Origin of the sequence: Oceanobacillus sp. FSL W7-1293 (assembly GCF_037969815.1) — a bacterium.
Lineage (GTDB): Bacteria > Bacillota > Bacilli > Bacillales > Amphibacillaceae > Oceanobacillus > Oceanobacillus oncorhynchi.
The window spans coordinates 335,001-346,513 of sequence record NZ_CP150212.1 but is presented as its reverse complement, the minus strand read 5'-3'; the positions used below and the strand labels follow the sequence as shown (position 1 = coordinate 346,513).

Here is an 11,513-nt window from a genome sequence, read left to right as displayed (position 1 = left end):
AATTCCTCCTGTCCTCAAAAACATTATATACTAAGTATATAATTTAATAAAGTTAATTCAATTATTTTTCTTTATATATTTGAGTTCACAGTAAAAACACCTATAAATAACACATACTTAGTATATGTTATTTATAGGTGTTTTTACTCTTTAAAACGAAATTTAATTTCCCTTCCAGCATTTACTGTTATGGCAAGGTGTCGCTCAATTGTACTCCAAGCCATTCAACGTGGGCAGGAACCAGCATCTTAATGCAGATAATTTGATGCCCTTATTTCTTTTCATCAAAATACCGCTAAGCGATTTTATTATATACATAACCGCCATTAAATGTATTGCTTTATCATATTGATTGTCGCGGATAAGTTCACGTTTTAGTTCCACCACAACAATGCCAATACCCTCTTCCATTAACTCCTCATCGTCGATATCTTGGTCCAGCAATTCCAGAAAAATTTCATATTGTCCGTCTAATGGAAGCTGTTCAAAGTGGTCAAACCTCTATTCTCTTTGTTCTGTGAAAGAGATCAACGTTATCAAACTCCCTATATCATTTCATCCTATGATTTTTTCTTGTGAGCAAAAATCGAACCATCGTTATGAAGTATCACTTACAACTATATATCTATATTCTGAAACGTATCGATTTCTTTGGAAAGTGCGTTTTTCATCTTCTGGCCACATTTATCATCGCAAACCGTAAACAGGCCGTCTTGTCCATGCTTTTTTGCTTCTGAGTCAGCAGTGGGAACAACCATTGGTACACTTGTCCCCCGTGAGGATAGATAGACCTGAATGATTTCTCCTTCTTTATCCTTGAAATCTACTCCTTCAGCAAACTTCACATTTAGCGCGGTTAATGGCTGGTTTTCTCCTATTTTCTTCATACACCATGCACATCGGAACATTATTGACTCCTCCCTCTATATAAATATTTGCTTTAAATCTAATTCTAAATTAGGCAGTGTCTCAACAGAAATCATATCGCTTTTTGTAAAGATTCCTTTAAATGGATATTGCTCGTCAGTTAGCAAATGGATTTCTACAGATTCATTCACCGGATCAACAATCCAGTATTCTTTCCCTTCAAGAAAACAGAAAAAGCAGCAGACAGCTCCCGCAATACTTGCTGGTGTTTACGTGAAGAGCCAGGCGAGATATTAAAAATAGCTCCATCAATTAATTGAATGTTTTCCTCTTCATCCCAGGTCAGATAATCCGCATACGAATATGTCTCCTTTTTATTTGGAATAGACGTAAAATCATTCTCTTTAACGCGTATTTTACAGTTAGCATAGCATAATCAGAACGATTACTCATCTAACATGGATAAGCTTCTTAAAAATAAATATATTCGTTTCGATAGTATTTCCTATATTTATTTTATCATTTCTTGATACATTATCATCAAAAAAAGACTGAAACATATCTTTCCTGAACAATCCCCAGATTCAGAAAAAGCGTTCCAGCCTTCACATCTATTTATTTTTATGCAAATATTTATTTAACGCTGCTTCCTGTCTTTTAAAGTATAGATACCAGCAGAACCAGTTGACGACATACAGAAGGATAAAAATCAAACTGCCCCATAAAATAACCCAGCCGTTGAGAGGAATCCAACCGACTAAACCAGCAATAATCAGCCAAAAACTATACGTAAGGACAAAATGGATAATCGATTTTTTAATCAGATGGTTCCCGCTTTCTCCAAAGATAAGCGAAGATATGCCGAAATAGACGCCCATTAACATGCTTGCTCCCATATGCATCCATATTTCCGAAACTGTTGACTCCACAGCATTGAGTTTCATAATGGTGAGGACAATAAACGTTAATATCGCTCCGAAAGCGATGCCCAGTGTCGAACGCTTCAACATTTCAAGTATCATATTACTGTCCTCCCTGCATTAGTTTGTTTTTAATGGCACTGACATATTTTCGCGTAATATATTCCTTGTTGCCAGATTGAAAATAAACACATAAATTTCCATTAAAGGATGCTTCAAATTTTTCAATACGATGGATATTCCCGATAACCGACTTGGAAAAGCGCATAAAACCATATGGAACTAAGAACTCCTCCACCTCATACAGCTTCATTCGTACTTCAAAACGCCAATCTTTGGACACTGCATAGATTTTTCGTTTTTCCGCATGGATAAAATCTATCTCCTTTGGCTCCAGCAGGACGGTCTGTTCTTCATCAACCCCAAATAAACGCTGCTGTTTTTTCCTTTTGATCACATTCACAATATCCTCCAGTTCCTGCGTCCATTCCTTGGCCTGGATAGTGATTTGCGTTTCTTCATGGTTATCATCGATATCAATGTTTATTTTCATTCCGACCCCTCCACATTCGTTTCACATCTACGGCTAATTCACAGCTCGTTTCAGAAAATATGGGTACCGGATAATGGCAATAATAAATGCAGCTAATCCAATCGCTAATAAGACACCTAACGTCTGGAATAACTCCGAAGCCTGCGTGGTTCCTGCCATCGCATCCTGAAAAGACTGGTGCGCCCAGTATTGAGGCAGAAAACGAGCGATTGTCTGCATAAAGTCCGGAAGCATTTCAAGGGGCATCCATAATCCGCTTAGCATCGCTCCACCGAGAGCAATAATTTGTGTAATCGCAATCCCCATATTTTCGGTATTTACTGTCAATGACATGGCGAGTCCGATTGCTGTCACTGTAAATGTGATAAACAAGGATAAAATCAATAAAATAATCGGCTCACCTAATGAAACATCATAAACGACCTTTCCAAATAAAAATAACACAATAATCTGAAAGAATACAATAAACATGAAGGGAAGCCATTTTCCCAGTAAATAGGAATAGCTTTTGAGAGGAGTGCTTGCCAGCCTTGCCGTTACCCCTTTGTCTCTGTCTTTAATAAATACCTGCACCATCGAAATCATAATGAAAAATACAAACATCACTACATATCCTGGAACAATGGACTGAATAACCTCCCGTCTCATTGCATCATCAACCCCTGAGGTAAAGATAGCAATAAATAATACTGTAAATAGAATCGGCAATAGAAATATCCAAAAAACAAGTCCTTTATCCTGTACATGCTTCTTTAATTCTACTATCATAACAGCATTCATTATGAACACCTCCAGCTTTATTTTTAATCTCTCAAGTTACTTCCAGTCAACTGGAAAAATACATCCTCCAACCGTGGACGAACAAGCTCCAGCCGCTCTACATCTATTTTCTTCTCTCTGCAATAGGAAATCAGATTTTCCATCGCTGGCAGCGCTTCCTCTGTATAGATAAAAAATGCATCCTTCTCCTGCGAAACATCCCCATACGATTCCAGCTGTTCAGCTGAAATACGTTCTGCTTTGATATAAATGGAAGGAATTGCATATTGTTGAAGTAATTTACCTACCGTTCCATCCTCTATCAATTTCCCTCTATCGAGAAATGCAACATCGTCACAGAGTCTTTCCACTTCCTCCATGTAATGACTGGCATAGATAACCGTCTTCCCTGCTGTTTTCAGTTCTTCAATCATTTGAAAAATATATTGCCGTGATTGAGGATCGATACCGACTGTCGGCTCATCCATAATGATAAGCTCCGGATTATGCATCAGTGCACATCCAATATTCAGTCTCCGCTTCATCCCTCCCGAAAAAGTGAACACTTTATCCTTGCTCCTATCGCTAAGACCGATTAGCGTTAACACTTCCTTTGTCCGCTGAGCCAATTTGTTTCCTTTTAACCCATATATTCTGCCAAATAAATATAAATTCCCGGATGCTGTGATACTTTCTTCCAGGACGATATCTTGTGGAACATAGCCCCATTTCTGTTTTGTTTTATCGGAGATCCGTTGTTCATTGAATTCAATTTTTCCTTCATAGTCGCGGATAATAGAAGTAATCATCTTAATTAAAGTGGATTTCCCTGCCCCATTCGGACCGACCAATCCATAGCAGGTTCCCTCAGGGACAGCCATGGAAATATCTTTTAATGCCTCTGCCTTCTCATAATGCTTTGTTACATTTTGAATCGTCAGCATTACTCACCATCTCCTTTTACTTATATTATGGCAAAGGAATGAACGGCTGCGGAAAGAATTGGAATAACATGCGAGGTTGAATGTATGAAATGCTGCAAATTTTGCTTCACATTTACACAACTTAAAAAATCATTTTAATAATGGATGCCTTTTTTATATAACATCTTTTTCACATGAAAAAACCCTTCAGCTCAACCTACCTAAAGGGTTATCATTCATATCTTTTTTGAAAAATAGAATACCTGTAAACAAAAGCTTAATCTTCTTTCCCTATATTTCTAAACTTCCATACAATACTCACTATTAAGATAAACAAACCAATTACCGTTATTCCATAGACCGTTTGAAGCGCAGTGGTAAATGATGACTGTATAGCTTGAAGCATTTCCGGGAATCTTTCTGATACGGCAACAGCTGAACCAACGTTTTCCATGGCTGAATCAGCTATTTCTGCAGGCACTCCAGCAGGAATAGCATCCATCAGCACCGAACGGTAAACTAACATTCCAAGACTCCCAATGAATGCAATACTCACTACCGAGCCAAATCCGCTGCTTACATCGGACATCGCAGAAGCTGAGCCAGCGCGCTCTTGTGGAACACTGGAGATAAGCTGCTCACCGGTAATAGTCATAGCAGGACCTACTCCGAATGCGAGAAGGGAAGCACCAATAATTAACAGAAGTGCTCCTGCATCATGCACAGTTAACATAATAAATAATGCACCAGCTGAAGCAGTTAACAAACCTGCTACCATAGCATATGCCGGACGTATCCATCTTGTAAGCACAGGAGATATTAACGTTCCCGCCATCGACAAGAGTGCAGGGATAATCAACAGAAGGCCTGCCTCTGTTGGAGTCAGTCCAACAACTGCTTGCAAATGTTGTGCAAAAAGCATATCTGTCCCAGTCGTTACAAGTAATATAATCATCAAAGCAATCAATGAAAAATTAAATTTGCGAATTCGAAACATGCTCAAATCCAATAGTGGATCTTCCGCTTTTAACTGCCGACGAATAAACAGTACTCCAACTCCAATACCAATCACTACTGATCCAGCGTAAAGCATATTAAAACCAGCGTTAGCCATTTCCTGCAAACCGAAAATCAAAGTTATCAATGCGAATGAGGATAACAAAACACTGATAAAATCGATACGTTTTGAATCCTTGTTGCGATACTCAGGAAGTAGGGGCGATATAACTAACAATACAATGGCAATCGGAACATTAATGAGAAATACAGCTCCCCATCCAAAATAATCCAAGAGTAAACCGCCCATTGGAGGCCCTAGCGCCATACCAGCAGAGAATGCGCTAAGGTTAATAGCAATTGCTACTGAAAATTGTTTTGGATTGAAAAACATATTGCGTAGTAAAGACATCGTGGACGGCATCACAGTTGCAGTCGCTACACCAAGAAGTGCTCTTGTCGCAATCAACATCCAAGGCTCCGTCGAAATTGCAGCAATAAAGGAGGCTGCCCCATAGACAGTTACACCAATCACAAGCAATCGCCTTCTTCCTATATTGTCACCCAAACGCCCCATCGTTAATGCGAATCCCACAGCCAGCAATTCGCCAATATGAATAATCCAAAGCATTTGTGTACCGCTTGGTTCCAAATCAGCAGCAATTGATGGTGTGGCAAGAAAGAGAACGGTCATGTCGGTTGAAAGCATAAAAACTGCTAAAGTTAATGCTCCAAGCCCCATCCATTCTCGCCATGTTGCCCTTTGCGCTTCATCAATATGCGCATTACTGCCATCTTGATTATCGTTTGTGTTACTCATAGCTGCCTGCTCTCCTTTTAATATGACTTAACCATTTCCATACTCAAGGTTATTGTTCACTTCTACAAATCTTCCTTTAACTTTTCAAAAATATCCATTCCAAGTTCCTCAAGCACATCTATGGCATTTTCGACTGGCAATTTAGGAAGTTCAAATTCCTGATTGATAACCTCACGAATAGCTTGACGATCTGCTAATATATGCTTTTCAACCTCTCCATCACTATATTGAATACTTACCACATTATTAACTAAAGATAGAGACCGCTGTTGATCCAATTGCCAAATTTGGCAACGTAAATCAGACGTAAATATTCCATTAGGCTGAAAATATTCTTTGATTGCCTGCTGAAAATCATCAAATTGGTAGATTTTCTTTGTATCAAAATCCCAGACCATATTCTCAGATAATTCTCTATCAACATATCGGTAATACCTATACGTACCTGGTTCATTTCCCGGACGAAGTTTTATCTCAACATTTCCAAATCGGGAGACATTCATCGGGTCTGTTTGCAAATGAACCGGTTCAAAAAAAGGAGCACCATTACCAGCATCCACATACACTTCTTCCTCTTCACCTGGGATCTGAACGAGCAAAGCAACATGCCTTCCGCCTAAAAAAGCATAACGGCTTTGGAAGCCAATCTGTTTTAATAGCTGATGAAGACTACTGTTGATTACATAACACGTCCCGCCCATATGATACTGAAATAGCTGTCTAACAAACCGATTTTCATCTTGAACAAGCTTCCCTTTTTTTTGATATTCCTCCAATTGCAGTAACGTGCTAATATTTTCAAAAGGAATTTGATTTAAATGAGCGCTGGATATTTCAGTTAAATATTCCAGCGAAGGCTCTTTAACAGAGACCTGAATATAGTGCAAATACTCCCTTGCCCACCCAGGCAATTGTTTTTGATTCATCATTCTCTTCACTCTCCTTTATTTCTTGTTTTTATCTACTTTCACTATACTAACCCTTAAAATAAAGCACATCCTACAGCTGTCTAAAAATTCCATAGAAAAAAGGCCTCACCATAAATAAGACCTTTTCTACGACGACCGTCGTATACTTATACTTCAAACCATTTATGTTTTAAAGCATGAATCGCCGCTTGTGTTCGATCTTGAACCTCCATTTTACCTAGAATACTTGTAATATGTGTTTTCACCGTTTTCTCTGTGATATAGAGTGCTGCAGCAATCTCCTTGTTACTTTCTCCATATGTGATATGTTTCAAAACCATCCGTTCTCTGGGTGTTAATTCATAGTAGCTGGATTGATTCTCATCTTCTTTGGCGACATGCACCATTAAATGGCTAGTTATTTGCGAATGAAGCGAAGTTCCTCCCTCCATAACAGCGATGAGGGTTTCTTCCAAAAAGGTTGGATCAACATCTTTTAACTGATAACCGCTGGCACCCGCACGAATTGCCGGTATGACATGGTCCTTATCAGAGGAGCTAGTGAGTATAACCACCTTCACTTCCGGATAGTCTGCTTTTATTTGTCTGGTCGCTTCGATTCCATCCATATTTGGCATGATCACATCCATCAACACAATATCCGGCTGCAGTTTTTTCACTTGCTGCAATGCTTCTTTTCCATCCTGGGCTTCACCTACAATATCGATATCAGGCCTTGTTTGCAGAAAAAAGCGCAGACCTTTTAAAACGACAAGATGATCATCGACAAGTAATACTTTCAAAGAATATCACCTTCCTTTTCGATGGATTGGAACACGAACAATAATCGTCGTACCCTTTCCTTTTTCACTATTTATATGGAAAGAACCTTCAAGTTCTTCGACTCTTTCTTTCATACTTGTAATACCAAGGGATTGCTGTTTCTCAACAGCACCTCCACTGCCTTGATCTCTCACTTTCATCGTAAAGCCACCAGCATCTGATTGCATGACCATCGCAGCTTTAGATGTCCCAGCATGTTTTTGTATATTATTCAATGCTTCCTGTCCAATTCGCCACAATGCTTCTTTACACGATTGATTTATCTCTAAATCATCCGGAGCCTCCATAGATAAATCTACCCCAATTTTTTGTGCATATTCGTGGAATGAAGTAATCAGTCCCTGTTCAAGATGATCGGGGCGAAGCTGCCAAATCAAACTCCGCATGTCTATTAAAGCTTCTTTTGAAAGCTGCTGAACTTCCAGAACAGCTTCCAAAATGGTACGTTCCTTCTTATCAATTAATCTTTGCAGCCCACCTGATATTAACGAGAGAGCAAACAATTTTTGATTGACGGAGTCGTGTAGATCCCGGGCAAGTCGATTTCTTTCCTTATCAACAAGCAATGCTTCCCATTCTTCATGTAGACGGATACGCTCAATACCCATAGAAAGATGATCAGCGAGTCCTTCCAGCATTCCGATTTCCAAATGATCACATGCTGTGGTGTTTCGGCTAAGCAATAACACACCGAATGTTTCCCCAGGTCTATCACGCATAAACAAAGGAAAAGCAATGGAATAAAGAGATTGATAGTCTTTTAGAGAGAAAAAATGCAACGGCTGTTTATTGTTCTGTGTAACACGCTGTTGAGCATAAGCTTTTCGAATGAAATCTGGTTGGGAAAGGTTTATTTCTTGTTCCGTATCAAAAACTTCTTTAGGCCCATGTTCATCTGAACGGAATTGGACAGCCAGCCGCTCTTGCTCCATTGTAATAATAGCGGCATGTGTCCAATGAGGTAAATGATGATGCAACGCTTGCATGATTCTCTGAAACAATTCATTTCGGTTAAGAACATTTCCAATTTCATGTTTAATTTTTTCGGCATTGGCATAAGCATTGATAAGATAACGTGCAGTAGCATTTACTTCTTCTTTGGTTTGCTCCACGTGCAAACGCGTCCGTTCTACTGCTGCACCTATTTGATAAGCAATGGTTTCCAAAAGGATAAGGTCCTCCTCTTGAAAACGAAGACGCCCAGGTGAAGCTAAATTAAGCAAGCCGATTTTCTTCCCGCGAATCGTAAGAGGGATACTCGCATGATGGGTAAGTCCCCGTGTTTCACCCATCTTATCCGTGACAGCTTGTTTAAGACGAAAACATTTCACATGGTTGACAGCCTGTTTCATACGTCCTTCCCAATAAAGCTGCAAACACGTACAATCGGTGCATCCTTCCTGACAATGCATCAGTTCTTCTCTGTTATCAGCCATCGCAGGCGGAAGTTGATAATCAGCAGCAAGACGGTAAAAAGTAGCATCCTCCGTTAAAAATATCCATCCGGTTTCCAATTCCATTAATTCAAGCAAGCGTTCTAATGATAATTGCAGAATTTCATGGAGGTCCGTGCTCTTATTCAGTGTCTCCGAAATTTCCCGCTGGATTTGCAGTGCTTTTTGATAATTTGTTAGATGACTCGACATCTATGCTTCCTCCTTTTGCCCGCTTATACAGTCGTTTCTTCTTTACAGGAAGCAACATTATTCTTCGTTAAAGCTTTATTCAAAACTGTATAGCCTAAAACAATTAGCAAGCGCTTTCTTTCTTGAATTCATTATCCTTTAAACTGAATTATTTTTACTTTCTTCATCTTAAAGTTAGCGTATCAAATACTTTGTATCCTCACAAGATATCTATTTCAAAATGGATTATATCCATCTCCCTCTCATATCATAGTATCTATTTTAGAAGATGCCACATGCTTATATACCTTTCTTGTATAAAATATGCTTTGGATTAATAACAACAAACAGTAACGCCACAACAAAATAAAACAGCATAACATATACCAATATATCTAATAAATCTCCTCTAATGATTACAAGGGAAAAATTAAATATCTGATGGGCAACAATCGGTATGAGCAGATTTTTGTTTAAATTATAAAACAACGTCACAATAATGGAAAAAGAGATAATCCCAATCATAAACAGGACGATATACTTGATTAAGTCTATACCAGTATACCCTGAGGCAAACCATAATGGCATGTGCCAAAAACCCCATAAAACACCTATGATGAATGCTGCTGATAAAGGAGAATGTTTCTTTTGAAGTTCATTTAAGGCATACCCTCTCCACCCCAACTCTTCACCTAAAGGCCCCCGGACGAATTGATCTAAAAATACGAGAGATAAGATTCCCATACTGGTATACGATATTGCTGCACCATCCGTTGAAGTTGATAATAGAAATATGGTTATGCCGATGATGATAATTTGAAAGATGAGCACGCTGCTGAGAACAGAAAATTTAACCTTTGGCGCAAATTGTTGTTTAACAAAATCCTTCAGCCTTAATCCGGGATAAATTTTTTTAAATAAAATAATAAATGCAAAGGTGGATGACCATGCAGCTATGATTTGTAAAAGGTTTGTTATGCTCTCTGGCGCACCAAACACTATGCTGATACCGATAATCAGAAAAAGTACAATAAAAATGATGTAAGATAATACAACAAAACATCCAAATGCGCTTTTTGTTGTTTGGATGATTAAACTCCCCCTTAGTTCTATTTTTAGCCTCATGAAAGCTGCTAATTATATCTTATTAAATCATCTAGCTTTTTGACGCACAAGCGACCCAGGTCTGATTTCTGTATTTGGTTCCATTTCACGTGTGTTTTTAATATATAGGCAAATCTCGGAAAAACGTTTGAATTCACTGATGTGGGGAAAATCTAATTTTTGCAAAACCATTCATTAACATGGTTTCGCCCATATCAAATACAAAGATCCTGCCAAGTAACGCTCTTCGCTAACAAGCTTCACATCTGCGTTTTTTACAATAGCAGAAATATTTCTGTTTTGATGGCATCCTACAATCTTTACTGCCAATGTATCTGCCATTTTTTGCATCCTTGCCAGGAATTTATTTTTGCTAATGCCATGTTCCAGCATCAGTATCTTCCCTTCCGGCTTGCACCACTTTTGAAACTTATTCAGAACATCCACTGGTTTTTGATAGGCACAAAAACTAGTAGAAGATATGATGGTATCAAAGCTGTTCGCATCAAAATCCACTCTTTCCACATCATTTTGGATAAGCGTCGTTTGAAAAGGATAATCTTTTGCCGCATGCGCTGCTTTCTTCAGCATTTCGGGGCTGAAATCCACCCCTGTCAGTTCGATATCTCTACGATAAAAAGGAAAATTAAGACCCGATCCAATAGCAACTTCTAAAACGTTTCCTTCTGCTTCTTGAAAAATTCGTCGGCGAAAACGAGACATTGGATCATTTTTACGCCGTTTATCATATTTTTCTGCTTGCTTATCAAATTTTTTAATTAATGATTTTTGATCCATACCATCCCTCGATTTCCTATTTATTTAGTGATATTTTGGCTATTCTACATGAGATACTACTTTTCTATTTTAATATTTTGCTTTTTCTGTCTAAAAAATCTCTGTTTGTTTTGACTGCTTCGTCTGATGAATCTATATAAATGGCAACGTACCAATATGCATATAGATTCAGTTTTCTCCATCCATTCTATTATAGTCCCCCCTGATTCACATATTGCATAATTTGAAAGTATTTTCAATATTTTGTATTTCACCAACAATACGCTACATCCTTTTCTCTTTCGATTTAGCTCCAATCGCTTCTGTTCTTATATTATCGGGAAATCCATTTGATTACTATATAAAAATGAAAAAAGACGTTAGCGAATTTCCATCCCTGTGCCCTTTCAAAAAAAAA

General features: G+C 38.4%; 14 protein-coding genes. 1 reads left to right on the top strand and 13 read right to left on the bottom strand.

What is annotated here, in order from left to right; all coding sequences use genetic code 11:
• Positions 1–204 precede the first annotated feature (204 nt).
• The 3 genes from MKY65_RS01830 to MKY65_RS01820 form a co-directional block, all read right to left on the bottom strand.
• Positions 205–411 (bottom strand): hypothetical protein, encoded by a 207-nt coding sequence (locus MKY65_RS01830; protein WP_193062422.1) that lies wholly within the window; start codon positions 409–411, stop codon positions 205–207.
• 206 nt (positions 412–617) lie between these two features.
• The gene (locus MKY65_RS01825) at positions 618–908 is read right to left on the bottom strand and encodes a hypothetical protein (RefSeq protein ID WP_042531115.1); all 291 of its coding nucleotides are present in this window, start codon (positions 906–908) and stop codon (positions 618–620) included.
• A gap of 15 nt (positions 909–923) precedes the next feature.
• Complete coding sequence (locus MKY65_RS01820; protein WP_244882347.1) at positions 924–1,058, bottom strand: hypothetical protein; 135 nt, start codon at positions 1,056–1,058, stop codon at positions 924–926.
• Here MKY65_RS01820 and MKY65_RS01815 point away from each other — a divergent pair.
• Positions 1,010–1,144 (top strand): hypothetical protein, encoded by a 135-nt coding sequence (locus tag MKY65_RS01815; RefSeq protein WP_281422735.1) that lies wholly within the window; start codon positions 1,010–1,012, stop codon positions 1,142–1,144. The genes MKY65_RS01820 and MKY65_RS01815 overlap by 49 nt on opposite strands.
• A 334-nt stretch (positions 1,145–1,478) precedes the next feature.
• Here MKY65_RS01815 and MKY65_RS01810 read toward each other — a convergent pair whose 3' ends face one another.
• The 10 genes from MKY65_RS01810 to MKY65_RS01765 form a co-directional block, all read right to left on the bottom strand.
• A complete protein-coding gene (locus MKY65_RS01810; protein ID WP_042531113.1) occupies positions 1,479–1,889 on the bottom strand; it encodes a DUF3021 domain-containing protein in 411 nt (136 codons plus the stop codon).
• A gap of 1 nt (position 1,890) precedes the next feature.
• A complete protein-coding gene (locus MKY65_RS01805) occupies positions 1,891–2,340 on the bottom strand; it encodes a LytTR family DNA-binding domain-containing protein (protein ID WP_042531111.1) in 450 nt (149 codons plus the stop codon).
• A 33-nt stretch (positions 2,341–2,373) separates the two neighbouring features.
• Positions 2,374–3,120, bottom strand: coding sequence for an ABC transporter permease (locus MKY65_RS01800; RefSeq protein WP_193062420.1), 747 nt, complete (start codon positions 3,118–3,120; stop codon positions 2,374–2,376).
• 23 nt (positions 3,121–3,143) lie between these two features.
• Positions 3,144–4,043, bottom strand: coding sequence for an ABC transporter ATP-binding protein (locus MKY65_RS01795; RefSeq protein WP_193062418.1), 900 nt, complete (start codon positions 4,041–4,043; stop codon positions 3,144–3,146).
• Between the two features lie 256 nt (positions 4,044–4,299).
• On the bottom strand, positions 4,300–5,838 hold the full coding sequence (locus MKY65_RS01790; RefSeq protein ID WP_193062416.1) for an MFS transporter: 1,539 nt from the start codon (positions 5,836–5,838) through the stop codon (positions 4,300–4,302).
• A 62-nt stretch (positions 5,839–5,900) separates the two neighbouring features.
• Entirely contained in the window at positions 5,901–6,767 is an 867-nt protein-coding gene (locus MKY65_RS01785) for an arylamine N-acetyltransferase (protein WP_339181733.1), read from the bottom strand.
• Positions 6,768–6,913: 146 nt separating this feature from the next.
• Positions 6,914–7,549, bottom strand: coding sequence for a response regulator transcription factor (locus MKY65_RS01780; protein WP_193062412.1), 636 nt, complete (start codon positions 7,547–7,549; stop codon positions 6,914–6,916).
• A gap of 6 nt (positions 7,550–7,555) precedes the next feature.
• Complete coding sequence (locus MKY65_RS01775; protein WP_339181729.1) at positions 7,556–9,235, bottom strand: GAF domain-containing protein; 1,680 nt, start codon at positions 9,233–9,235, stop codon at positions 7,556–7,558.
• A 279-nt stretch (positions 9,236–9,514) separates the two neighbouring features.
• A complete protein-coding gene (locus tag MKY65_RS01770; RefSeq protein WP_193062407.1) occupies positions 9,515–10,339 on the bottom strand; it encodes a type II CAAX endopeptidase family protein in 825 nt (274 codons plus the stop codon).
• Positions 10,340–10,513: 174 nt separating this feature from the next.
• The gene (locus MKY65_RS01765; RefSeq protein WP_193062405.1) at positions 10,514–11,116 is read right to left on the bottom strand and encodes a class I SAM-dependent methyltransferase; all 603 of its coding nucleotides are present in this window, start codon (positions 11,114–11,116) and stop codon (positions 10,514–10,516) included.
• Positions 11,117–11,513: the final 397 nt, after the last annotated feature.